This is a genomic window from Amycolatopsis iheyensis, from assembly GCF_024703995.1.
Classification (GTDB): Bacteria; Actinomycetota; Actinomycetes; order Mycobacteriales; family Pseudonocardiaceae; genus Amycolatopsis; species Amycolatopsis iheyensis.
Genome location: NZ_JAMXQV010000035.1, coordinates 30,569 through 54,270, shown reverse-complemented (window position 1 = coordinate 54,270; position 23,702 = coordinate 30,569). Strand labels below are relative to the sequence as shown.

General features: G+C 71.1%; 22 protein-coding genes. 9 read left to right on the top strand and 13 right to left on the bottom strand.

Annotated features, from left to right (window positions below; genetic code table 11):
- Positions 1 to 61: 61 nt before the first annotated feature.
- From M8542_RS43565 to M8542_RS43555, 3 genes are read right to left on the bottom strand one after another with little or no spacing between them, the layout of a single operon-like run.
- Entirely contained in the window at positions 62 to 1,777 is a 1,716-nt protein-coding gene (locus M8542_RS43565) for a phosphatidylglycerol lysyltransferase domain-containing protein (RefSeq protein ID WP_257926269.1), read from the bottom strand.
- A 37-nt stretch (positions 1,778 to 1,814) separates the two neighbouring features.
- Complete coding sequence (locus tag M8542_RS43560) at positions 1,815 to 3,794, bottom strand: acetoacetate--CoA ligase (protein ID WP_257926268.1); 1,980 nt, start codon at positions 3,792 to 3,794, stop codon at positions 1,815 to 1,817.
- Positions 3,795 to 3,813: 19 nt separating this feature from the next.
- Positions 3,814 to 4,443, bottom strand: coding sequence for a dienelactone hydrolase family protein (locus tag M8542_RS43555; protein WP_257926267.1), 630 nt, complete (start codon positions 4,441 to 4,443; stop codon positions 3,814 to 3,816).
- Positions 4,444 to 4,589: 146 nt separating this feature from the next.
- Between M8542_RS43555 and hisC the strand changes: the two genes are divergently transcribed.
- A complete protein-coding gene (hisC, locus tag M8542_RS43550; protein WP_257926266.1) occupies positions 4,590 to 5,645 on the top strand; it encodes a histidinol-phosphate transaminase in 1,056 nt (351 codons plus the stop codon).
- Here the strand turns inward: hisC and M8542_RS43545 are convergent.
- The 3 genes from M8542_RS43545 to M8542_RS43535 all read right to left on the bottom strand — a co-directional run bounded on the left by M8542_RS43545 (position 5,635) and on the right by M8542_RS43535 (position 7,450).
- The gene (locus M8542_RS43545) at positions 5,635 to 6,408 is read right to left on the bottom strand and encodes a sulfite exporter TauE/SafE family protein (RefSeq protein ID WP_257926265.1); all 774 of its coding nucleotides are present in this window, start codon (positions 6,406 to 6,408) and stop codon (positions 5,635 to 5,637) included. The two genes, hisC and M8542_RS43545, sit on opposite strands and share 11 nt — an antisense overlap.
- Before the next feature lie 80 nt (positions 6,409 to 6,488).
- Complete coding sequence (locus M8542_RS43540; RefSeq protein WP_257926264.1) at positions 6,489 to 6,842, bottom strand: VOC family protein; 354 nt, start codon at positions 6,840 to 6,842, stop codon at positions 6,489 to 6,491.
- Positions 6,839 to 7,450: a GNAT family N-acetyltransferase gene (locus M8542_RS43535; protein ID WP_257926263.1), complete on the bottom strand. Its 612-nt coding sequence runs from the start codon at positions 7,448 to 7,450 to the stop codon at positions 6,839 to 6,841. Before M8542_RS43535 ends, M8542_RS43540 begins: the two co-directional genes overlap by 4 nt.
- A gap of 54 nt (positions 7,451 to 7,504) precedes the next feature.
- Between M8542_RS43535 and M8542_RS43530 the strand changes: the two genes are divergently transcribed.
- Positions 7,505 to 8,194: a FadR/GntR family transcriptional regulator gene (locus M8542_RS43530; protein WP_257926262.1), complete on the top strand. Its 690-nt coding sequence runs from the start codon at positions 7,505 to 7,507 to the stop codon at positions 8,192 to 8,194.
- Positions 8,195 to 8,230: 36 nt separating this feature from the next.
- Positions 8,231 to 9,043, top strand: coding sequence for a class I SAM-dependent methyltransferase (locus M8542_RS43525; RefSeq protein WP_257926261.1), 813 nt, complete (start codon positions 8,231 to 8,233; stop codon positions 9,041 to 9,043).
- On the opposite strand, the gene M8542_RS43520 is transcribed toward M8542_RS43525, so the two are convergent.
- A complete protein-coding gene (locus tag M8542_RS43520; protein ID WP_257926260.1) occupies positions 9,040 to 9,537 on the bottom strand; it encodes an FBP domain-containing protein in 498 nt (165 codons plus the stop codon). The genes M8542_RS43525 and M8542_RS43520 overlap by 4 nt on opposite strands.
- 64 nt (positions 9,538 to 9,601) lie before the next feature.
- Here M8542_RS43520 and M8542_RS43515 point away from each other — a divergent pair, with 64 nt between their 5' ends.
- Positions 9,602 to 11,101, top strand: coding sequence for an adenylate/guanylate cyclase domain-containing protein (locus tag M8542_RS43515; RefSeq protein ID WP_257926259.1), 1,500 nt, complete (start codon positions 9,602 to 9,604; stop codon positions 11,099 to 11,101).
- Here the strand turns inward: M8542_RS43515 and M8542_RS43510 are convergent.
- Positions 11,089 to 12,078 carry a beta-ketoacyl-ACP synthase III gene (locus tag M8542_RS43510; protein ID WP_257926258.1) on the bottom strand — a complete coding sequence of 330 codons (990 nt, stop codon included), beginning with the start codon at positions 12,076 to 12,078 and terminating at the stop codon, positions 11,089 to 11,091. The two genes, M8542_RS43515 and M8542_RS43510, sit on opposite strands and share 13 nt — an antisense overlap.
- 213 nt (positions 12,079 to 12,291) lie before the next feature.
- Between M8542_RS43510 and M8542_RS43505 the strand changes: the two genes are divergently transcribed.
- From M8542_RS43505 to M8542_RS43495, 3 genes are all read left to right on the top strand, one after another.
- The gene (locus M8542_RS43505) at positions 12,292 to 12,765 is read left to right on the top strand and encodes an Lrp/AsnC family transcriptional regulator (protein WP_257926257.1); all 474 of its coding nucleotides are present in this window, start codon (positions 12,292 to 12,294) and stop codon (positions 12,763 to 12,765) included.
- A 44-nt stretch (positions 12,766 to 12,809) separates the two neighbouring features.
- A complete protein-coding gene (locus M8542_RS43500; RefSeq protein WP_257926256.1) occupies positions 12,810 to 14,039 on the top strand; it encodes an MFS transporter in 1,230 nt (409 codons plus the stop codon).
- A gap of 152 nt (positions 14,040 to 14,191) precedes the next feature.
- Positions 14,192 to 14,596 (top strand): SsgA family sporulation/cell division regulator, encoded by a 405-nt coding sequence (locus M8542_RS43495; protein WP_257926255.1) that lies wholly within the window; start codon positions 14,192 to 14,194, stop codon positions 14,594 to 14,596.
- A 97-nt stretch (positions 14,597 to 14,693) separates the two neighbouring features.
- Here M8542_RS43495 and M8542_RS43490 read toward each other — a convergent pair whose 3' ends face one another.
- Entirely contained in the window at positions 14,694 to 15,797 is a 1,104-nt protein-coding gene (locus tag M8542_RS43490; protein ID WP_257926254.1) for a S1 family peptidase, read from the bottom strand.
- 447 nt (positions 15,798 to 16,244) lie between these two features.
- Between M8542_RS43490 and M8542_RS43485 the strand changes: the two genes are divergently transcribed.
- Complete coding sequence (locus M8542_RS43485) at positions 16,245 to 19,154, top strand: ATP-binding protein (protein WP_257926253.1); 2,910 nt, start codon at positions 16,245 to 16,247, stop codon at positions 19,152 to 19,154.
- A gap of 141 nt (positions 19,155 to 19,295) precedes the next feature.
- A complete protein-coding gene (locus M8542_RS43480) occupies positions 19,296 to 19,904 on the top strand; it encodes a DUF1345 domain-containing protein (RefSeq protein WP_257926336.1) in 609 nt (202 codons plus the stop codon).
- A 1-nt stretch (position 19,905) separates the two neighbouring features.
- Here the strand turns inward: M8542_RS43480 and M8542_RS43475 are convergent, their stop codons facing one another.
- The 4 genes from M8542_RS43475 to M8542_RS43460 form a co-directional block, all read right to left on the bottom strand.
- Positions 19,906 to 20,616: a G1 family glutamic endopeptidase gene (locus tag M8542_RS43475; RefSeq protein ID WP_257926252.1), complete on the bottom strand. Its 711-nt coding sequence runs from the start codon at positions 20,614 to 20,616 to the stop codon at positions 19,906 to 19,908.
- Between the two features lie 193 nt (positions 20,617 to 20,809).
- Positions 20,810 to 21,859: an ABC transporter substrate-binding protein gene (locus M8542_RS43470; protein WP_257926251.1), complete on the bottom strand. Its 1,050-nt coding sequence runs from the start codon at positions 21,857 to 21,859 to the stop codon at positions 20,810 to 20,812.
- A gap of 14 nt (positions 21,860 to 21,873) precedes the next feature.
- Positions 21,874 to 22,761, bottom strand: a complete 888-nt coding sequence (locus tag M8542_RS43465; RefSeq protein WP_257926250.1) for an ABC transporter permease — start codon at positions 22,759 to 22,761, stop codon at positions 21,874 to 21,876.
- Positions 22,751 to 23,557: an ABC transporter ATP-binding protein gene (locus M8542_RS43460; protein ID WP_257926249.1), complete on the bottom strand. Its 807-nt coding sequence runs from the start codon at positions 23,555 to 23,557 to the stop codon at positions 22,751 to 22,753. Before M8542_RS43460 ends, M8542_RS43465 begins: the two co-directional genes overlap by 11 nt.
- Positions 23,558 to 23,702 lie beyond the last annotated feature (145 nt).

Sequence of the window (23,702 nt, the reverse complement as noted above, 5' to 3'; positions counted from 1 at the left end):
CCCAACGACCACTGCTCAGATAGGTTACACACCCCCCGATCACCCCTGAACGGCACCCCCCTCAGGCCCGTCGCAGCAGTCTGAGCAGGCGTGGGGAGCGTCCGCCGAGCCCCTCCGCCTCGAACGTCGCGATGCCCACGCGGGGTAGCTCGCGGACGCCCGGGTAAACCAGGTACCGCGGGACCCAGCGGGGCTGGAACTTCGCGTTGAACTTGTACAGCGTCTCGATCTGGATCCAGCGCGAGAAGAAGTGCAGGACCTTCGCGGACATGCGCGCCACCGGGCCGGCGCCGATGCGCTGGCCCTGTTCCATCAGCGCGCGGAACGCCGCGAAGTTCAGGGACACCTGCGACACATCGTGGCGCCGGGCCGCCAGCAGGAGCTCCGAGATCATCAGCTCGTTGACGCCGTTGTCGGCCGTGCGGTCGCGGCGCATCACGTCCAGCGAGAGCCCCGCCGTGCCCCACGGGACGAACTGGAGCACGCCCCGCACGCGGCCGCCCTGTTCCGCCGTCACCAGGACCGAGCCCGGGTCGCCCATGCGGCCCAGCGCCATCGAGAAGCCGCGCTCGGTGTCCGTGCCGCGCCAGTTCGCCGCCAGGGCCTCCAGCTCCGCCAGCTCGCCCGGGCGAAGGTCCTCGGTCCGGCGCACCAGCACCTTGTAGCCCGCGCGCTTCGTGCGTGCCGCGGCCTGGCGGACGCCGCGCATGACGCGTCCGTCCAACGTGAACCCGTCGACGTCGACCACCGCTTCGTCGCCGATCTCCAGGACCTCCAGGCCGAAGCGCGCCCAGACCGTCGCGCCCAGCTCCGACACGCCCATCGCCGCCGGGACCCAGCCGTTGCGGCGGCAGACCTCCAGGTACTCCTCGATCGCGCCCGGCCACGCCTCGTGGTCGCCCAGCGGATCCGCCGAGCACAGCGCCACCCCGGCGATCACGCGGTAGGTGACCGCCGCCTTGCCCGTGCGCGAGAACACCGCGAACTTGTCGCGCCGCAGCGCGAAATAGCCCAGCGAGTCACGCTCGCCGTGCTCGTTCAGGAGCTTGTGCAGGCGGTCGACCTCGTCGTCGGTCAGGCGGGGCGCCGGCTCGGCCGAGCGCAGCAGGAAGTACGCCGACACCAGGACCGCGGCGAGGCCGAACAGCAGCCCGACGGCCGCCGTCATGTCCTCGAGCCACATCTGGCGGAACACCGCGGGCCCGCTGGCCCCGACGAGCGCCAGCGCGGACTCCGCCACGCGGTCCGGGAAGCTCATCGGCTCCAGCACTGCGCGCGAGGCCACCGACAGCAGGATGACGTTGATCACGAACCCGGCCAGCGCCAGCTGCAGGAACACGCGCACCGCGCGCCAGCGGCCGACCACCGGGTCCGGCTTCGCGACGAAGTAGCGCCGGCTCGCGATCAGGCCCACCAGCAGCACGACCGACACCAGCCCGGCGCCGAAGACGTGCTTGAGGCCGATGTGCGACACCGTGAGCAGCACCGTCGCGCCGACCGCCAGCTGCCACGCGCGGCGCTTGCGACGGCGCAGGCCCGCGGCCAGCAGCACCAGCAGCACGCCGGTGACCAGCGCGACGGTGGCCGCCGCGACCGTCGCCTCCTGCGGCAGCTCCAGCCACTCCGAGAGGTGCCCGCGCAGGTTGCGGCGCCCGGCCGGCACCAGGACCGACACGAGTGTCATCAGCCCCGCCAGCCGGGTCACCCACGTGATCACCCCGACGGTGGTGGCCCCCGCCACCCGCCAGGTGGTCTGCGCGCGTGTCCCCGTCACCACCTGTGCAACCCGTGGTGGACGATCATGCTTCCCCCATCTACCCCCCGGCGAGCTCCACGAACGGCGTCAACGCCGCCGGGTTGGCCAGCGCGTCGCGGCTGACGGCCCGGTCGGGAGCCACTCCGGCGAGGATCTTCTTCACCGGTACCTCACACTTCTTACCGTTCAAGGTACGAGGAACCTCGGAAACCACGACGAACCGATCGGGTACATGGCGTGGTGACAGCGCGCTGCGGAGCTCCTTCCGCAGCGCCGGCTCGACGTCTTCGAGCTTCGCGCCGCCGGCGAGCACGACGAAGCAGATCAGCTGCCCGTCCTCGTTGCCGGCCGCCGAGGTGTCCACGACCAGGGAGTCCGCGATCTCGTCGTAGCCCTCGACGACCCGGTAGAACTCGGCCGTGCCCATCCGGACGCCGCCGCGATTGAGCGTCGAGTCGCTGCGGCCGTAGATCACCGCCGACCCGCGGTTCGTGACGCGGATCCAGTCGCCGTGGCGCCACAACCCCGGGTACATCTCGAAGTACGCCTCACGCAGCCGCGAGCCGTCGGGGTCGTTCCAGAAGAACACCGGCATCGACGGCATCGGCTTCGTGATGACCAGCTCGCCGACCTGCTCGACGACGGCGTTCCCGGCCTCGTCGAACGCGTTGACCGCGGCGCCCAGCGCCGGGCACGACAGCTCCCCCAGCCAGACCGGCACGTCGGGCGCCGACGCGACGAACGCGGCGCACAGGTCGGTGCCGCCGGACACCGAGCAGATCTGGACGCGCGAACCGACCTCGTTCACGATCCACCGGAAGCCTTCGACGCTGAGCGGCGCGCCCGTGGAGCCCAGCGCGCGCAGCGCCGTCAGGTCGTAGCGCTCGGCGGGCTTGATGCCCTTCTTGAGGCAGCTCTGGATGTACGGCGCCGACGTGCCGAAGTAGGTGACGCGGTGCTGCTCGGCCAGGTGCCAGAGCGCGTTCAGGTCCGGGTAGCCCGGGTTGCCGTCGTACAGGACGATCGTGGTGCCGACCAGCAGGCCGGAGATGAGGAAGTTCCACATCATCCAGCCGGTGGTGCTGAACCAGAAGAACCGGTCGCCCGGGCCGAGGTCGGTCTGCAGCGCCAGGGCCTTGAGGTGTTCCAGGACGATGCCGCCGTGACCGTGGACGATGCCCTTCGGCAGGCCCGTGGTGCCCGACGAGTAGAGCACCCACAGCGGGTGCGCGAACTCGACCGGCTCGAACAGCAGCGGCGCGCCTTCGTGCTTCGCGAGCAGCTCTTCCCAGTCGAGCGCGCCCTCCAGCCGGCCGTCGCCGACGTACTGGGCGACCACGGTCGCGGCCAGCGACGGCAGCTTGCCTCGCAGGTCCTCGAGCGTGGCCCGGATGTCGAACTGGCGGCCGTTGTACGCGTAGGCGTTGACCGCGAAGAGCACCTTCGGCTCGATCTGCACGAAGCGGTCCGCGACCGCGCGGACGCCGAAGTCCGGCGAGCACGACGACCAGACCGCGCCGATGCTCGCCGCGGCGAGGAACGCGACCAGTGTCTGCGGGCAGTTCGGGGCCAGCGCGACGACGCGGTCGCCCTTGCCGACGCCGAGTTCGAGGAACGCCGCGCGGGCGGCCGCGACCTGCGCGCGGAGCTTGCCGTAGGTGAGGTGCTCGGCGAAGCCGTCCTCGCGGTGGAAGATCACCGCGGTCTCGTCGTCGCCCTTCGTGGCCCCCGCGACGCCGGGGGTGAGCGCGTGCTCGGCGTAGTTCAGCGTCGAGCCTTCGAACCAGACGGCGTTCGGCATCTCGCCCGAGAGGATTTCGCCCGGCTGGTCGTGCCAGCGCACACCCAGGAAGTCCGCGACCGCCGCCCAGAACTCCGGTCCGCGCTCGACGGAGAACTCCCAGAGCGAGCGGTAGTCGTCCACCTCCACGCCGCGTTCGGCACGCAGCCACTGGCGGAAGGCTTCGATCTTGGTGTCGGCAACGTGGCTCGGCTCAGGGCGCCAGAGCACTTCGGGGGCGTCGGCGGTGTGCGTCACCTCACGACTGTAATCCCGCCTAGCGCAGGTGCGCGTCGAACCAGTTCAGGGTGCGCTGCCACGCCTCGGCGGCCGCGCCGGGATCGGCGTCGAAGCGGTGGTTCGCGCCCGGGTAGTGGACAACGTTCGTGGCGACCTTCGCCGACGCCGCCGCGTCGCGCAGCCGCTCGACCTCGGCGCCACCCGCCTCGTCGCCCGCGTCGCCGTACATGCCGAGCCACGGGCTGGTGAGCTTCCCGGCGATCTCGACCAGCGCGGGCAGCTCCGCGGTCTGCTGCCCGCCGACGCTCACCGCGGCGCCCAGCCGGCGGTGCGAAGCGACGACGAGAGCCGCGGTGCCGCCCAGGTCGAAGCCCATCACGCCGAGGAGGTCACCCTGGACACCGCGCTCGACGAGCCAAGCGAGTGTGACGTCCGTCGCGTCGAGCAGGTCCTGCTGCGTCAGCTCGGCGTTTTCGAGGTGCGGGGTGACGGTCAGCCAGCCCTCGAGGGCGAGGCTGGCGAGCAGCATCTTCACCCCGTCGGTGACCCCGTCGGCCTCGTGCAGCACCACCAAACCGCCGCGTAGCGCGCCGTCGGGCGCCGAAAAGGTCAGCCGCAGGGTGCGGCCGTCGGTGCGCTGGTAGTCCACGGTGCTGGTCGACGTCATTGCGTCACTCAATCACTTCGAGGTGAACGGGAGGAACCCAGTTAAGCAGGTGGCCACCGCACCGACCGTCTGAAGGGACTCGCGGGGCGGCGGGCGGAAAAGATACGGTGACGGGATCGTCCCGTCGATTTCCAGGAGCGCCGAAGATGTCGTCCGTGTCCCCGCGTGCCGATCTCGAATCGTTGCCGAAATACGTCCCCGGCCGGACGATCGAAGGCGCGATCAAGCTGGCGAGCAACGAGGTGCCCGGCGGCGCGCTGCCGAGCGTCACGCGGGCCATCGCCGAGGCCGCGGCCGGCATCAACCGCTACCCGGACACCGGTTCGCAGGTGCTGCGCGAGCGGCTGGCCCGTGACCTGGACGTGCCGCTCGCGCACGTCGCGATCGGCTGCGGCTCGGTGTCGCTGTGCCAGCAGACGATCCAGGCGGTCTGCGCGCCCGGCGACGAGGTCATCTTCGGCTGGCGCTCGTTCGAGGCGTACCCGATCGTCACGCAGGTCGCGAACGCCGTGTCGGTGAAGGTCCCGATCACCGAGGGCCAGGAGCTCGACCTCGACGCGATGCTCGCGGCGATCACCGACCGCACGCGCGTGGTCTTCGTCTGCAACCCGAACAACCCGACCGGCACGGCGATCCGCCGCGCCGAGCTGGAGCGGTTCCTGGACGCCGTCCCCGCGCGCGTGCTGGTCGTGCTCGACGAGGCGTACAAAGAGTTCGTCACCGACGCCGAGGTGCCCGACGGCGTCGAGTACACCCGCACGCGCTCGAACGTCATGGTGCTCCGCACGTTCTCGAAGGCGTACGGCCTCGCCGGGCTTCGCGTGGGTTACGCGGTCGCGCCCGAAGCGATCGCGGACGCGCTGCGGCAGGTGTACGTGGCGTTCTCGGTGAACATGCTGGCCCAGGTCGCCGCGCTGGCGTCCCTCGACGCGGCCGGCGAGCTGCTCGAGCGGTGCCAGGAGATCGTCGTCGAGCGCGAGCGGGTGCGGAACGCGCTGCTCGAGGCGGGTTACCAGGTGCCCGAGACGCAGGCGAACTTCGTCTGGCTGCCGCTGGGTGCGCAGGCGGTGCCGTTCGCCGAGCACGCGCTGGACCGCAAGCTGATCGTGCGGCCGTTCGCCGGCGACGGCGTGCGCGTGACCATCGGGACCCGCGAGGAGAACGACCTCTTCCTGGCCGCGGCGCGCGACTTCAGTCGCTGAACTGCTTGACCACCAGCTGGATCACGGCGGCGACGCCGATGACCACGATCACGCCGCGCAACACCGCCGGCGGCAGCTTCCGGCCGATCTTCGCGCCGAGGAAGCCGCCGGCGGTGGAGCCGATGGCCAGCCAGAGCACGACGGGCCAGCTGATCGGCGCGACGAACGCGTAGATCACGCCGGCGACGATGTTGACCACGGCGGCGAGGGTGTTCTTGACGCCGTTGAGCTTCTGCAGCGGCTCGGACAGCAGCATCCCCATCACGGCCATCAGCATCACACCCTGCGCGGCGGTGAAGTACCCGCCGTAGATGCCGATGAGGAAGATGAAGAACATCAGCAGCGGCCCGGCTTTGTGCTCTTCGCCGTTTTCTTCGCGGCGCTTCGCGACCCACTTGGAGACGCGCGGCTGCACGATCACGAGGATCACGGCGAGCCCGACGAGCACCGGGACAACGGCCTCGAAGGCGTCCTTCGGCAGCGAGAGCAGCAGGATGGTGCCGCCGATCGCGCCGAGGAACGACGCGACGGCGAACTGCGCGGTCTGCCGCCAGTAGCCCGTGAGCTCGTGCCGGTACCCCCAGGCGCCGCTGACGGTGCCGGGCGCCAGGCCGATGGCGTTCGACGTCGTCGCGGTCACGGGCGAGTAGCCCAGCGCGACCAGGACGGGGAACGTCACGAGCGTCCCCGACCCGACGACGGCGTTGATGGTCCCCGCCCAGATCCCGGCGACCAGGACGATCACCGCGTGCCACCACGTCATTTAGCACTCACGTGCGGAGCCTAAGCATCTTCGCCGGGGGCCGCGAAGCGGAGGGGCGCAGATGTGGCGGGCCAGACACCTCAGCGCGGGGTGAAGACGCAGAACTCGTTGCCTTCCGGGTCCGCCAGCACCGTCCATTCGATGTCGTCGCCCGGCTCGCGGACCAGCGTCGCGCCCAGGGCCAGCAGCTCCGCCGGGTCGCCGAAGACGTCCCAGTGCAGGCGGTTCTTGGCCGATTTCGCTTCGGGCACGGGGTTGAGCCAGATCAGCGGGCCGGTTTCCGCCGGGTCGGCGATCGGGACCGGCCAGCTCTCCGGGCGCGAGTCGCCGGTGAGCGAGTCGCGGCGGACGTAACCCAGCGCCCGGCACCACCAGTCCGCCAGGGCCTGGTGGTCGTTCGCGTCCAGCGCCAGGTCCTTGAACCGTGCGGTCATGCCGCTCCTTCCGGGACGTGCGCCGGCACCACTTCGGACACCACCCGCCAGCCGAGCGCGCCGTACAGCTCGCGCCCGGCCGCCGACGCCAGCAGGACCGACGAGCGTGCTCCCGCCGCCACGGCCAGCCGGTGCATCACCACCCGGCCGAGGCCGCGACGCCGGTGCGCGGGCTCGGTTTCGATCCGGTCGAACACCGCCACGCCCGAATCCACCGCGACCCAGCCGCGCGCCGCGGGCGATGCGCCGGACGTCACCGCCACACTCCACACCGGCCCCGTGCCGGTCACCGAAACCGCGTACGGCGCCGGGACCTCGGCCGCCGGAAGAGCGCCGTCGAAGGACATCAAGTACTCCGTGTCCCTCACCTCCCACTCCGCCGTCAAGGCCGCCTCCACTGCCGAACGCGAGCCGCACGTCTTCAGCCACGTGCCCGGCCGGGCCACCGTCCGCGCCCGCTCGGCCACCGTGGCCGGCGACCGCAGCAGGTAGCGCACCCGGTGCCCGGGCAGGCCGACGTCGACCCGGTAACCATCGCCTTCGGGAACCGGCGGTGGCGCCGCCCGCGACACCGCCCAGCCCCGCACCCACGCCCCCAGGATGTCCATGCCGTGATCATGACAGTGACCACCGACAGTTTCGCGAGCTGACAGGATGGGGCCGTGGACACCGAGCAGGTCTGGAGCGCGACCGTCGACCGGCTGCGGTCGCTGATCGACTCCGGCGAGCTGCCGCCGGGCTCCCGGCTGCCCGCCGAACGGACCCTGTGCGAAGACCTCGGCATCAGCCGCGGGTCGCTGCGGCAGGCGCTGCGCGTGCTCGACTCCATCGGGTACGTCCAGATCCGCGCCGGCTCCGGCACCTACGTCCGTGAGCAGCAGGAACAGCCGCTGCGCACCTGGTTCACCGAGCACGACCAGCTCGTCGAGAAGCTGTTCGACCTGCGGGCGACCGTCGAGCCGACGCTGGCCGACCGGCTCGCCCGGCACGCGACGGCCAAGACCGTCAGCCGGCTCGAGGACAACGTCGCCGAGATGGCCCAGGCCGCCGAGGACGGCGACATGCTGCGTGTCATCGCCACCGACGCCGAGTTCCACCGGGTGATCGCCCAGAACGCCGGCAACGACGACGTCTCCGGGCTGCTGCGGTCCGTGCTCGCCCTGGTCGGCGAGGAGCGCCGGGCCGCGCTGCGGCTGCCCGGGCAGATCCGCAAGGCCGTCGACGACCACCGCGCCATCCTCGACGCCATCCGCCGGGCCGACCCGGCCGCGGCGCGCGAGCTGACCCTCAAGCACCTGGTCGACGCCAAGACCTACGCGCACGACTTCGCCGCGCACCCCGAATCGCGCTAGACTTTTCACAACATTGTGAAACTTCTGGGGGTTGTGATGGAGAAGGTCCACTTCACCGAGGAGAAGGCCACGATGCTGGCCACCCTCTACGGCCGGGCCCTCGACAGCCGCGAAGCCGACCCGGTGCTGGGCGACCACGCCGCGGACGAGGCCGTCCGGCAGATCGACTACGACTTCGCCAAGCTCGGCATCACGCGCGACTCCGCCGCCTCCGTCGTCCTGCGCGCCAAGCCGATCGACGGCTGGGCCGCCGACTACCTGCGGCAGCACCCGGACGCGGTCGTGCTGCACCTCGGCTGTGGCATGGACACGCGCTTCCAGCGCCTCGCCCCGCCGGAGACCGTCCACTGGTACGACGTCGACTACCCCGAGGTCGTCGAGCTGCGCGAAAAGCTCTACGCGGCCGCGCCGAACCACACGAACATCGGCACGTCGGTGACCGACTTCGACTGGCTCGACCAGGTCCCGTCCGACCGGCCGGCGCTGATCGTCGCCGAGGGCCTGACGATGTACCTGACCCCGGAGAACGGCACCGAGCTGGTGCGCCGCCTGGTCGCGAAGTTCCCGTCCGGCGAGCTGATCTGCGACGTCTTCAGCCGGCTCGGCATCAAGGCGCAGAAGCTCAACACGCCGGTGCGCCGCGCGAAAGCGACCCTGCACTGGGGCATCGACGACCCGCGCGAGCTGGAGCGCTACGGCCTCGACCTGATGTCCTCTTTGGACGCCGCGCACTGGTCCACGCCGGACGTCATGGCGCGGCTGCGGCCCTTCACCCGGTTCCAGCTGCGGACGCTCAAGTACTTCCCGCCGCTGGCGCGGATGGCGCACATCGTCCGGTACCGCTTCTAGCGGGACTCCAGCACCCGCGCGACGAACTTGTGCAGCTTCTCCTCCAGCCGCGCGAGGCGCTCCTCGAGCGTGAGCGTCTCGAACGGCTGGGGCACGTCGGACTTCAGCTCGCCGCGCACGTACTGGCAGCAGCCGAGGTTGCCGCACGCGTAGATGCCCAGCGTGTTGCCCTCGCGGCCGAGCTTCCCGGCGCGCTTGCCGGAGAACAGCGTGACGTCGGCCAGGCCGTGGGTCGTCGTGCAGAAGCCGCAGATGTTGCTGCGCAGCCGCGACTTCGGCGCGGGAGCGGCCCGCAGGGCGAGCCCGATCACCTCACCGCCGAACGGCAGCACGAGGTAGGCGCGCCCGGGCGCCTTCGGGTCACGCCAGCCGAGGAACTCCCGCTTCGCCCACGGGATTTCCTCGGGCCGAGCGGGCAGCGTCACGCCCTTGGCCTCACCGCGGGTGCAGTTGACGAACGACGCCCGGATCTCGTCTTGGCCGAGTGGGTCCATGATCCGCACGGTAACCACCGGCCACCGGGGGTGGCCACGCATTTTCGGCCGTACGATCGACGCCGTGCGCAAGATCGCCGTGAAGAACTTCCGCGTGGTGTTGCGCACCAGCCTGGGCTTCGCCGGGCTGGGCGTCGGGTCCAGTGTGGCCGGCTCCGGCGTCGTCGCGCTCCTTCTCCTGCTGCAAGGCCTGCCGAACGACGTCGGCGACCGCGGCTGGGTGCTCGGGCTGACCGCCGCCGGGATCGTCGCCGTCTCGCTGCTCGTCGGCACCGCCTGGACCGCCTTCCTGCAGCGGCGCACCGCGATCTGGTTCGTGCTCGGCCGGCCGCCGTCGGAGAGCGAGGCCAAGCGGGCGCTGCGGCTGCCCGTCGACATGGCCGTGGTCAGCGGGACGCTCTGGCTGATCGGGACCGCCGTGCTCAGCGCGCTCGCCGGGGCGCTCGGCTCCGCGGACGACGCCGTCGGCATGGCGACGGTGATCGGGCTCGGCGGGCTCACCACCGTCGGGCTCACCTACCTCGCCGCCGAGTGGGTGGCGCGGCCGGTGATGACCATCGCGCTGGGGATCCTGCCGCCACGCGGCTCGCTGCCCGTCACCGTGCTCACCCGGCTGGTCGTCACCTGGGCGCTGGCCAGCGGCGTCCCGTTCGTCGGGGTGCTGCTCATCGCGACCCCGCCGGACCTCGGCTCCGGCAACCACACCGCGAGCCTGATCATGCTGTCGGTGATCGGGCTCGGCGTCGGCGCCATCGGCACCGCGCTGCTGGCCAGGGCGGTCGCCGCGCCACTGCACCGGCTGCGCGTGGCCCTCGACCGGATCGCGCGCGGCGACAACAACGTCACGGTCGACGTCGACGACTCCAGCGAGATCGGCCTGCTCCAGACGTCGGTCAACCAGCTCGCCTCGGGCCTGCGCGAACAGGCGCGGATGCGGGACCTCTTCGGCCGGCACGTCGGCGCCGACGTCGCCCGGCACGCGCTCGAGTACGGCGCTTCCCTCTCCGGTGACGTCCGCGAGGTGACGGCGTTGTTCGTCGACGTCGTCGACTCGACCGCGCTGGCCTACCGCACCCCGCCGGAGGAGCTGGTCGGGAAGCTGAACCGGCTGTTCGCGGCGGTCGTCTCGGCGGTGAGCGCCCGCGGCGGGCTGGTCAACAAGTTCCAGGGCGACGCCGCGTTGTGCATCTTCGGCGCGCCGACGCGGCTGGCCGACGCGCCGACCGCCGCGCTCGCCGCGGCCCGCGCGATCCGCGACGCCGTCGCCGAGACCGGCGAGCTCGACCTGGGCATCGGCGTCTCGAGCGGCCCGGTGTTCGCCGGGCAGCTCGGCAGCAGCAGCCGCCTCGAGTACACCGTGATCGGCGACGCCGTCAACGAGGCCGCGCGGCTCACCGAGCTCGCCAAGGCCGTGCCGTCACGCATCCTCGCCAGCGACGCCGTCGTCTCGGCGGCGCTGCCGAGCGAAGCGGCTTACTGGGAGAAGCACGGCGAGCTGGAGCTGCGCGGCCGTCAGGAGGCGACGCCGACCTGGACGGCCGGCCCGAAACCTCAGGACAGCTGACCCAGGTCCGGCCAGCGCAGCACGGTCGAGCCCCAGGTCAGGCCCGCGCCGAACGCGCTGAGCAGCACGCGGTGACCGGGGGCGAGGGTGCCGTCGGCGCGGGCGTCGGCCAGGGCGAGCGGGATCGAGGCCGCGCTCGTGTTGCCGACCCGGTCGATGTTGGCGACCACGGCGTCGGCCGGCATGCCGAGCTGCTTCGCCGTCGCCTGGAGGATGCGGATGTTCGCCTGGTGCCCGACGAACCGGTCGACGTCGCCGACCATCCAGCCCGCGCGCTCCAGCACCGTCCGCGACGACTCGGCCATCCGCGCGCAGGCGTGGCGGAACACCGCGGTGCCCTGCATCGCGAGGAAGCGGTCGCTCGGCTGGTCGGACAGCCGCCGCCGCGCGCCACCGGCCTCGACCCACAGCAGCTCGGCGTTGTCGCCCTCGCTGTGCAGGTCGAACGGCCCGAGCGCGCCCGGCTCGCCGGCCTCGCCCGCACGCAGCAGGACCGCGCCCGCGCCGTCGCCGAAGATCGGCACGGTGGTGCGGTCGTCGGGGTCGATGAGCGTGGTGAAGGTGTCGGCGCCGATCACGAGCACGCGCTCGGCGAGGCCGCCCGCGATGAACCCGGCGCCGGTGGCCAGCGCGTAGACGAACCCGCTGCAGACGGCGTTGACGTCGAACGCCGGGGCCGTGCCGAGCCCGAGCCGGGCCGCGACCTGCGGCGCGCTGGCCGGGCAGGGCTGGTCGGGCGTGGAGGTGGCGAGGACGACGATGTCGGCGGAGCCGCCGCCGAGCGCTTCGCGGCCGGCCTCGACGGCAAGGTCCACAGTGGACTCCCCGGGCCCGGCGACACGACGCTCGCGGATCCCGGTGCGGGTCCGGATCCACTCGTCCGAGGTGTCGAGCCGGGCGGCGATTTCGTGGTTGTCCAGGACTTTCGTCGGCAACCACGAACCGAGGCCGGTCAACACGGCGGCAGGTGCGGGCACGGGAGAGCCTCCCCACGCCGGCGGGTTGGCGGAGCGACCGGCTGGTCTTCCACTTGTATGGGCTACCCCCTGGTAGACCGGTGAGTTGTGTTCCAGCTCACTCAGAAAGTTGTTTCATCTTCCCCACGGGCGGAGTAGTGAGCGCCGTCACGGAGGGGTGAGCCCAGGGCGAACTCGGGGCGAGTTGTCGGGGGTGCCGGTTAGCCTGCTGGAGTGCAGACACCCGACCTCGACCAGCTGGACATCGCCATCCTCGCCTGCCTCCAGGAGGACGCGCGCACGATCGCGGAAACGATCGGCGCGAAGGTCGGCCTGTCGGCCGCGGCGGTGCAACGGCGGATCAAGCGGCTGCGCGAAACGGGCGTCATCGAGCGCGAGGTGGCGGTGCTCTCGCCGGCCGCGCTCGGGCTGAGCATGACGTTCGTGGTGATGGTCGAGATGGAGCGGGAGAACCTCGCGGTCCTCGACGCGTTCCGCCGCCAGGTCCTCGCCGACGACTGCGTGCAGCAGTGTTACTACGTCACCGGCAACGCGGACTTCGTGCTGATCGTGACGTGCCCGGACATGGCCGGGTTCGAGGCCTTCACCCGGCGGATGTTCTTCGACAACCCGAACGTCCGGCACTTCACCACGAGCGTGGCGATGGACCGGGTGAAGGTGGGGCTCGACCTGCCGCTGGGGCCGTAGGCCGCCCGCGCGCTAGCCTGGAGCGCTGTTCACCTGGGGGGAACATGCTCCGAAACCGGCGGATCTTCCTGGCCGCGACCTTGATCGACGCGCTCGGCAGCGGGCTGTGGGTGCCGTTCGCCCTGCTGTTCCTCGTGCACGGGCAGGGCATGGGCCTGCTCGACGCGGGGACGTCGCTGAGCACCGGCGCGCTGCTGGCGCTCGTCACCGGCCCGGCGACCGGCGCCGCGATGGACCGGTTCGGGCCGCGGGCGCTGCTCGTCACCGGCAACGTCGTGCGGATCGCCGCCTTCGCCGCGTACCCACTGGTCCACACCAGCTGGCAGGTGATCGTCGTGTCGGTGGTGGCCGGGTTCGGCGACCGGCTGTTCTGGACGTGCAACGCGCCGATGGTCGCGCGGCTCACGTCGGGTCGCGAAACGGACCGGATGCTGGCGACGCAGACGGTGGGCCGGTTCGCGGGCGCGGGCGTCGGCGCGGCGGCGACGGCGGTGCTGCCGACGATCACGAGCCCCTGGGCCTTCCACTTGCTCGCGTACGTGAACGCGGCCAGCTTCGCGGTGGCGGCGGCCCTGATCGCGCTCCTGCCGTCGCTTTCACGTGAAAGCGACCACCAGGAGGCGGCACTTTCACGTGAAAGTGCCGCCTCGGGGAGCTGGCGGGCGGTGCTCGGGAATCGGGCGTTCACCGGGTTCTGCGTCACTCACATGGCTTTCACGCTCGCCAGCGCGAGCAAGTTCGCCGTGCTGCCGATCGTCGTCCGTGACCTGCTGCACGGTCCACAGTGGATCGCCGGGGCCGCGATCACGCTCGGCACCGTGGTCGTCGTCACGGCGCAGCGGCCGATCGTCGCGCTGCTCGCCCACCGCAGCCGGACGGCGGCCCTCGTCGGCTCGGCCGCGCTGTTCGCGATTTCCTTCGCGCTGCTGATCCCGGTGGAACTCGTCCCGCTGCGCGTGGCCACCGGGCTGATCCTCGTGACGAGCCTCGGCTTCTCGGTCGCGGAGGCGATGTTCGGCCCCACCGGCACCGCGGCGGCCGCCGCGGCCGCGCCACCCGGCGCCGAAGGCCGGGCCAGCTCGATCTTCCAGCTCTCCTGGGGCCTGCCCATCGCGCTCGCCCCGGGCCTGCTGGCCGCCCTGCTCAGCGCCGGCAACGCGCTGACCTGGTCCGTCCTGACCCTGACCTGCGTGGCGGCGATCCCGGCCCTGCTCGTCCTGCGGAAGAAACTGCCCGCGGCCCTGCGCGAACCGTCACCAACAGTCGCCGCCTGAGCGCAAGGGGTATGTGCCCGGTGTTACACCACAATGGACGGATGCAACCGATCAAGTGAACGTGAGAGTTTCTTCGTCATGACCGTCATGCCTGGTCATCTCCTCCTCGAACAGTTCGCGCCGCGCGAACCACCCGGACTCCAGGAGGGGCCATGCAGACCGACGCCGTTCACCAGAGCCAGTTCGTGGTGCTGAACGAGAGCACCACGCCCGTCCTGTCCCGCCTCTCCTACCACGCCGAAGAGCCGTTCGCGGTCACCGTGGCGTTCCGGACCGAGCGCGGCCGGTGGATCGAGTGGACCTTCGCGCGTGACCTGCTGGTGGCCGGCCTCGACGAGCCCGCCGGTCTCGGTGACGTCCGGATCCGCCCGGACCTGTCCGACGACGAAGACTTCCTGACCCTGGAAATCGAGTCACCGGACGGCTATGCGTCGTTCGAGCTCGAGGTCGAAGACATCCGGACGTTCCTCGAGGCGTCCTACGAGCTGGTGCCGCTCGGCGACGAGAGCGCGCACTTCGACGTCGACGGGCTGATCGAGGAGATCAGCAACGTCTGACCCCTGAACCTCCCATTCCCGCGGCGAGGAACGAAGGGCGGGTTTCGACTGCGCTGGAGGCAGTCGAAACCCGCCCTTTCGCCATTCCGGGAGCAGGTCAGCTGGTCTTCAGCGTGGCACCGGTCGCCGACAGCGCGGCGCCGATCGGGAAGAAGTACGTCGTCGCGGTGTTGCCACCGGACAGGATGCCCTGCGCCGAGTTGCCGCTGATGAAGCCGCCGCCCGAGTCACCCGCCGCCGAGCGGACGTTCGTCGCCGTCATGCCGTTGACCGTGCCCTCGGCGTAGCGGACGCTCTGGTTCTTGGCGCCGATGGTGCCGCAGGTCCAGCCGGTCGTGGAGCCGGCCTTGCAGACCGACGTTCCGGTCGCCGCGTTCGAGTAACCCCGCACCGCGGTGCCGTTGTTCATCGAGGCCACCGGGGTCCAGCCGCTGCTCGTGTTCACCCGCGCGTAGTCGCTGCCCGGGAACCGGTAGGCACCCCACGAGCCGAGCGCGGCGCCGTTGGAGCCGGTCAGCCGGCCGCCGCCGGTCAGGGCGGCGCAGTGCCCGGCGGTCAGGAAGCCGGTGGTCGTCGAGAACCCGACCGAGCAGCGCGAAGAGCCGCCGATGTAGTAGGCGTCACCACCGCGGATGTTGGCGTACAGCGACGGCTTCGCGGCCGTCTCCAGGATCGTGACCGACGACTTGTCCACACCGGACTGCGTGAGGAAGGTGTCGGCCGCGCCGCGCTGCCCCTGCAGCACCGTCAGGGTGACGCGGTTGGTGATGGAGTCGACGCCCCAGCCGGTGATCGCGTACGGGGCCGCGTTGTCGCGGGCGTTCAGGGTGTCCACAGTGGAGTCGAGCTGGCGAGCGCTGAACTTCACGACCTCGGCCTCGGCCCCGGCCGCCTGGATCTTGCCGACCGACGCGGCGTTCGTCGTCTGGATGTGCGCCTTGCCCGTGGCGGCGTTGTAGGTGGCGCCGCCGAAGGCGTCGCCGAGCGTCGCGCCGACGGCCTCGGTGACCTTGGTCGCGACGTCTTCACTCTTCAGCCGCGTCAGCACCTGGTCGTGGGTCAGGCCCAGGTCGCGCTGCATCGCGGGCACGATGTCGGGGTTCAGCAGGTCCTGGCCCGACGCGGGGACGGCGACCGCGACGAGCGCGCCCGTCATCGTCACCGCGGCGGCAGCGGCACCGAAGAGTCTGGCGATCTTCATGCTTCTCCCTAGGTGGTTACGCGCGGCTCTGCACCGGCCACGCAGTGGTACTCCCCCGGGTGAGGGTCCCCGCAGTGGGCGTTACGGTGCAATCCGGGCGCCCGGCGAATGGGTATACGCATTCACTCCGGACGAATCCCCTGCTCCAAGCGGTCCGCGCCGTGGTCTGTCACCCGGTCGGACAGGTCCTTAAGTAGGGTTTCCGCGAACTACTTTCGGTAGCCGCTCGATGGGCCTGAACGTGTTAAGCACCGCCGGAACGTGCGAATCACCGACGTTTCGCACGCGGCGTGACCCGCGACCGGCGATTCCCGCGGCAAACCGGTGACAGCCGGTAGGCAGACGTGCGACGACCGTGCCGACCACCTATTCGGTTAATGGTTTACGGAGCGTCGAGCCCTGCTTAGGCTCCGCGAGCTACCCCCGGAGCGCGCCGAGGAGGTCATGATGTGGCTGACGACGCCCCGCCCGACCTCGGTGTCGGTCCGGTCGGGACCCGCCCGGCTGACCGGCCGCGACACCGAGCTGGACGCGATCGTCGACGTGCTCCGGCACCGTCCGGCCGCCGTCCTGATCGAGGGTGAGCCCGGCATGGGCCGCACCCGGCTGCTGGCCGAGATCGGGCGCCGCAAGGAGTTCGAGGGCGGTCGCGTGCTCAGCGGCGCCTGCCAACCACTGCGGGAGCCGTTCCCCTACGGGCCCATCTTGGAAGCGCTTCGCAGCGTCGGCGACCGCCCGCTCGGGTCGCTGAGCCCGGTCGCCGGCGTGCTGCGGCCGTTGCTGCCGGAGCTCGCGGAAGCGCTTCCCCCGCGGCCCGAACCCCTCACCGACCCGGTCGCCGAACGACACCGCGTCTTCCGCGCGGTCCGGGAGCTGCTGCACGCGTGCGGGCCGGCGCTCGTGCTCGTCGACGACCTGCAGTGGGCCGACGAGGACACCCGCGACCTCATGCGGTTCCTCGCCGGCGCGATGCCGCCGGAACTGGCCGTCGTCGCCACCTCCCGGTCGGCCACCGACGCGGGGGCGGTGACGTGGAGTGCCCCGTTCCGGACCGACCCCGCCGTGCACTCCGCGCGCGTCGCGCTGGGTGCGCTCGACGTCTCCGCCGTGCGCGGGCTGGCCGTCGAGCTCCTCGACCTGCCCCGGGTGACCGACGAGTTCGCGGCGAAGCTGCACGAGTGCACCGCCGGGATCCCGTTCGTGGTGGAGGAAACACTGCGGGCGCTGCGGGAAGCGGCCGAGCGGCTGCCGGTCGGCGAAGTGCTTTCCGACCGGATGCTGGAGAACCTCGAAGTGCCGGTGCTGCTGCGGGAAGCGGTCACCGAACGGCTGGCCGCGCTGCCGGCGCCGGCCGTCCAGCTGGCCGGCGCGGCCGCGGTGCTCGGGGTCGGCGCCGAAGCCGCGGTGCTCGGCGAGCTGGCCGGGCTCACCGGCGACCCGCTCCGCGCCGCGCTGCTCGCGGCGTTGGCCGGCGGGGTGCTCGGCGAGGTCGGCGACGGCAAGTACGGCTTCCGGCACCCCTTGGCGCGCAAGGCCGTCTACGACACGGTGAGCGGGCCCGAACGCGCGTTGCTGCACGCGCAGGCGATCCGCGTGCTCGCCGCGCAGCCCTCGCCGCCGCTCACGTTGCTGGCACGGCATTCGCGGGCCGCGGGCCGCGTCGACCAGTGGCGGCACTACGCGGAAGCGGCCGCCGACGAGGCCATCACGCGCGGCGAGACGTCCCGCGCGATCGACCTCCTGCAGTCCGTGCTCGCCGAACCCGGGCCGGCAGAATCTGATGTCGGGCGCGTGGCCGGCAAGCTCAGCCAGGTCGCGCTGCGCGGGTTCCGCCCCGACGTGATCGGCACCCTGGAACGCGTCCTGGAAGAGGTGACGCTGCCGCCGTCGGTCCGCGGCTCGATCCGGCTGAGCCTCGGCATGCTGCAGGTCCGGACCATCGGCGGGCTCGGCCGCGGCCGGCTGGAGGTCGAGCGCGCGGTCGGCGAGCTGACCGACCGGCCCGACCTCGCGGCCCGCGGGATCACCCTGCTCGCGCAGCCCATCGACGGGCTGACCCCGGTGTCGTGGCACGAATCCTGGCGCGCCCGGGCGAACGACGTCTACGAGCGGCTCGACGACCCCGAGCTGCGGCTCGCCCTGACCGCCGACCGCATCGCCGCGGCGTCGCACGTCGGGGACGGTTCGGCGTGGGCGGAGTTCGAAGCACTGCCGGACACCGTCGGCACGGTCGCCGAGCGCGTCCAGCTGGCCCGGCTGTGGTGCAACCTCGCCGACGGCCAGTCGTGGGCCGGGCACCTGGACCGCGCGGAACGGCTGGTCACCGAGGGCGTCCGGCGGGCGACCGACGCGGGCGCGCTGTACGCGATCGGGCTGATCCAGGGCACCCGCGTCCGGCTGGACTGGGTGCGCGGGCGGTGGAGCGGGCTCGCCGAAGCGGCCGAGCAGCTGCGGGACAGCTATCCGGAGCTCGGCCCGATCGTCATGGAGTCTTCGCTGGTGCTCGGCGGGCTGGCCGCGGTGCGCGGGGAGTTCGCCGCCGCGCAACGGCACCTGACCGCGGCGAGCGTGCACGCGCCGGACCGCGGCCCGATCCCGGTGGTGCTGTCCGCGGCCGGGGTGCTGATCACGGTGCTCCTCGCGACCGACGACGTCGACGGCGCGTGCGCGGTGGCCGACACCGCGGTGGCCGCGGCCGGGCGCAAGGACGTCTGGATCTGGGCGGCCGCGCTGGTCCCGGCGGCGGCGCAGGCGTACGCCCGGGCCGGGCGGTGGCCGGAAGCCGACAACGTGGTGGAGGCGTTCGCCCGCGGCATCGAGGGCCGGGACGCGCCGGTGGCGTCGGCGGCCCTGGTGGCCGGCCGGGCGGTACTGCTCGAAGCACGCGGCAAGCACCTGGCGGCGGCCGCGTTGTTCGACGACGCCGCGACGGGTTACGCGGCGCTGCCGATGCCGTACCCCGCGACGACGATGCGTGAGCGGGCGGCGATGTGCCGTCTTGCCGCGGGCAACCGCGACGCCGTCGAAGAGCTGACGGCGGCGGCCGAGGCGTACGAGCAGCTCGGCGCGACCCGCGACGCCGGACGCTGCCGCCACCAGCTGCGCGAGCACGGCGCGTGGGCGCCCTCGCAACGCGGGCGCCGCGGGTACGGCAGCGAACTTTCCCCACGGGAACGCGAAGTGGCGCGGATGCTCGCGGAGGGCCGGACGAACCGGGAGATCGCGGACGGGCTGTTCCTGTCGCCGCGCACGGTGGAGCAGCACGTCGCGAAGGTGCTGCGGAAACTCGGCGCCCGCTCCCGCACGGACGTGGCCCGCAAACTCCCCGGCGAAGTCACCACCGCCCCGGCCGGCTGAGCGCCGCTTTCACGTGAAAGCGGCGACCTGGGCGCGTAGCTTTCACGTGAAAGCGGCGCGTTGGCCTAGCGTGGGCGGGTGACTGAAGCTGCTCTTCCCGCGTGGCGGCGGCGGACCTCCGGCGAGACCCGGTGGCCCGCGATGGGTGTCGTCGTCGGCACGCTCGTGTTGCAGGTCGCCGTGCCCGATGACATGGCGCTGCACCCGCGGTGGCTGCTGCCCGCCGTCTCCGGGCTGCTCGTCGTCGCGCTGCTGCTGGTCAACCCGGGGCGGATGTCGCAGTTCAGCGCGGTCGAGCGGGTCATCTCGCTGCTGCTCGTCGCCGCCGTGACGGCGGTGAACGCGTTCTCCGCCGTCACGCTGGTCTACGGCATCGCGCGGGGCACCATCGGCGACCACGCCGGCGCCGTGCTGGTCACCGGCGGGGTCGTCTACTGGACCAACATCGTCGCGTTCTCGCTCTGGTACTGGGAGTTCGACCGCGGCGGCCCCGGCAGGCGGGCTGCAGGCCGGGCGGAGTTCCCCGACCTGCAGTTCCCGCAGATGGCCGACCCGGACCTGGCGCACCAGGACTGGGAACCGTCCTACCTGGACTACCTCTACTTCTCGTTCACCAACGCCGCGGCCTTCAGCCCCACCGACGTCATGCCGCTGCGGATCTGGGCGAAGCTGACGATGATGCTGCAAGCCGTCATTTCGCTGATCCTCGCGGTGATGGTGGTCGCGTGGGCGATCAACAACCTGAAATAGGTCAGTGGCGCGAGATCGTGAAGCTCTGGCCGTCCGAGCCGATCGCGCCCGGGATCCAGGTGTTCGTGCCGCGGTCGTCGGCGTTCAGCGCGGACGGGCTGGTCGAGGCCAGGTTCGTCCCGTTGAACTTGACGCCGGTGAACTTGATGCCGCCCGAAATGGTCGGGTAGGAGTCGGTCGGCGACTCGATGATCGCCTCCGCCGACGCGTGCTTCGACGTCAGCGACTTCGTGGTCGTCTTGGTCCAGCCCTTGGTCGTGTCGGACAGGTCCAGCCGGTAGGTGTTGGTGGCGGTGCGGGTCACCGTCGCGGTGATGTGGTCGCCCGCGCCGACGGACACGTTGTAGTACACCGGCGCGGCCGGGTACATTTCGTACCAGGCCGAATACACCGGACGCCCGCTCGAGCAGTCCGTCTCGACGCCGGTCTGCTCCACTGTGGACGATCCGTCGCCGTCGATGCCGACCCACGGCGCGAACAGGTCGTTGCTCGACCGGCAGGTCACGGTCGGCTCGGTCCAGCTCGCGGTGGCCGTCGTGAAGCTGCCGAAACTGACGTAACCACCCCAGTTCCCGCCCGAGAACTGGTGACCATGGAAGTGGGAACCGTATTCGACCGCGGCGTGGGCCGTGCCGGAAACGGCCAAGCCGGCGGCCGCCGCGGCGACGGCCGTGAGGACGCGGGCAGCGCGCGAGGAAACGAATCTGGACATAGCGGGACTCCGTTCACCGATGGGGACCGGGAAAACCGTTCCCCAAGTGTTGGAGCAACGCGAAAAAGAAGGTAGCTACTTTCGCATGGTCTTGCCATTGTCCGAAAAGACCCGTAAAGGCCTCCGCGGGGGAAAGAGGCCTTTACGGGTCGATATCGCTCACCAACCGCCCGGTCAGGTGAGCGGGGCCTGGCTAGCCCTGCTTCGCTGCCGCGTCGACGAACTCGGTCGTGTAAGTCTTCGACAGGTCGATCGAGTCCTTCTTCGGCTGCACGTTCTTCGAGAAGCTGGAAAGCACCTCGAGCGCGTTCTTGGCGCCGCCCGCGTCCATCTTCCCGTCGGCGTTGAACATCCCGATGCTGTACTTGATGGACTTGACGTACAGCGCCTTGTCACCGCCGCTGTAGGAAGCCGGCATCTTCGCCGCGATCTCCTCCGGGCTGTGCTGGCTGATCCACTTCAGCGTGGCCACGAAGGCGTTGGCCAGCTTCTGCACGGCGTCCTTGTTGCGGTCCACGAAATCGCAGCCCATGTACAGCGACGACGCCGGGTACAGCCCGCCCAGCGCGGCCTTCGTGCCCTCGACCGTCCGCAGGTCGTAGAGCACCTTCGCCTTGCCCGTGTTGGTCAGCTGCGCGATCGTCGGGTCGGTCGTCATGCCGCCGTCGATGCCGCCGTTGTCCAGGCTCGCGATGAACGTCTGCCCGGCGCCGACCTTCACCGGCGTGTACTGGTCCGCGCCCACACCCGACTTGGCCGCCAGCGCCTTCGTCAGGAAGTCGGTGGACGACCCGAGTGACGTCACGCCCAGCTTCTTGCCCTTGAAGTCGGCCGAGCTCTTGATCTGGTCCGCGTGCGCGGTGCCGATCACCTCGGCCTCACCCGGGATGTTGGCCATCTGCACCACGCTCTTGATGCACTGGTCCTTGGCCTGCAGGTCGATCGTGTGGTCGTAGAACCCGACCACGCCCTGCACCTGCCCGGCCACGAGGGCGGTCTCGGCGTTGGCGCCCGACTGCTCGCTCTGCAGCTCGACGTCGATGCCCTGCGCGGCGAAGTTCCCGAGCTGCTGGGTGAGCATGGCGGGCAGGTAGATGACCTTTTCCAGGCCACCGACCATGATCGTGACCTTCGGCTTGCCACCCTCGCCCGTCGCGGCGGTGCGCGAGTCCTGGCAGGCGGTGGTCAGTCCGGCCACCACGGTCAGCGCGGTGACCGCGACGGCGATCCGGCGAATCCTCATCGATTCGTTCCCTTTCAGATGACGGTCTGGTCGCTGGAGGTGGACATCGAGGGCCGCCACCGCAGCAGCCGGCCTTCGAGGTTCCCGATGCCCCACTCGGCGAACAGGGCGACGACGGTGATGATGATCATCGCGGCGTAGATGCCCGCGGAGTCGAACGTGCCCTGCGCGTTCGAGATGAGGAAGCCGATGCCGGCCTTCGAGCCGGCGTATTCACCGACGACCGCGCCGATTAGCGCGAAGCCGAACGCGGTGTGCAGCGAGGAGAGGATCCACGAGGTCGCGCTCGGCAGCACGATCGCCTTGATCACCTGCATCCGGCCGGCGCCGAGGATGCGTGCGTTGTCGATCAGGTTGCGGTCCACTTCACGGGCGCCGGTGAAGGCGTTGAAGAACACCACGAAGAACACCAGCACGACGACGGTGGCGACCTTCGACGCCAGCCCCAGGCCGAACCAGATGACGAACAGCGAAGCGAGCACGATGCGCGGCACGGCGTTGGCGGCCTTGATGAACGGCGCGAGCACGTCGGCCAGGTACCGGCTGCGGCCCAGGACCACGCCGAAGATCACGCCGGCCACGGCGCCGATGGCGAAGCCGACCAGGGCTTCCTCGACGGTGACCCACAGCTGGTACCAGAGCGAGCCGAAGTCGGTCCCGGCCGTGACCCACTCGACCAGCCGCTCCCAGATGCGCGACGGCTTCGAGTAGAAGAACGGGTCGATCCAGTAGGTGGCGGTCAGCTCCCAGCTGCCGAGCCAGGCGACCACCAGCGCCAGCCGCAGCAGCCAGGTGTTGCGCCGGCGGCGGGACGTCGCCCGCTTCGCCTTCGTGAGGATGTCCTGCTCGGTTTCCAGCACCGGTAGCGAAGTGGCCGGGGCCGCGGGGGTCTCAAGCGACATTGGTCGCTCCCTTCTCGCGGGCCTTGTCGACCTCGCTGCGCAGCGATTCCCAGATGTCGGCGTAGAGCTTGCGGAACTCGTCGGTGAGCCGGAGGTCCTCGACCTTCCGCGGCCGCTCCAGCGGGATCTCGAAGACGTCCTTCACGGTGGCCGGCGACGTCGTCAGCACGACGACCTTGTCCGCCAGCGCGATCGCCTCGTCGAGGTCGTGCGTCACGAAGATGACCGCCGCGCCGGAGCCGGACCACAGGCGCAGCAGCTCGTCCTGCATCAGCGCGCGCGTCTGGACGTCGAGTGCCGAGAACGGCTCGTCCATCAGCATGATCTTCGGCTTGGTGACGAGCGTCTGCGCCAGCGCGACGCGCTTGCGCATGCCGCCGGAGAGCTGGTGCGGGTAATACTTCTCGAAGCCGGCGAGGCCGACGCGGGCGATCCAGTCGACGGCCTGCGCGCGGGCCTCGGCCTTCGGGACCCCGCGGAACCGCGGGCCGGACGCGACGTTGTCGAGCACCGAACGCCACGGCATCACCGCGTCGGTCTGGAACATGTAGCCGACACCGTCCGGAATGGACTTCACGTCCTCGCCGTTCACCCGCACCCGGCCGGCGGACGGCGGCTGCAGGCCGGAGACCAGCGAGAGCGTCGTCGACTTGCCGCACCCCGTGGGGCCGACGACGGCGACGAACTCGCCGGGCTGCACGGTCATGGTCAGGTCGCGGACGGCCGTGTGCACGGAACCGGACCCGCTCGGGAACCGTTTGGTGGCTCCGGTGAGTTCGATCAGTGGGGGAACCATGGGGAGGTGACTCCTTCGTCACGTGGTGGGGGTCACGCGTTGGGAGAGGACGTTAAGTAGGCGTGGCGTCCGCGTGAAGCTTGTCGACGTTCTGCGTCGCAGCTGCGCGTTCTGAATGTTTTGCTCATTTAGCGCACGGCGCTGA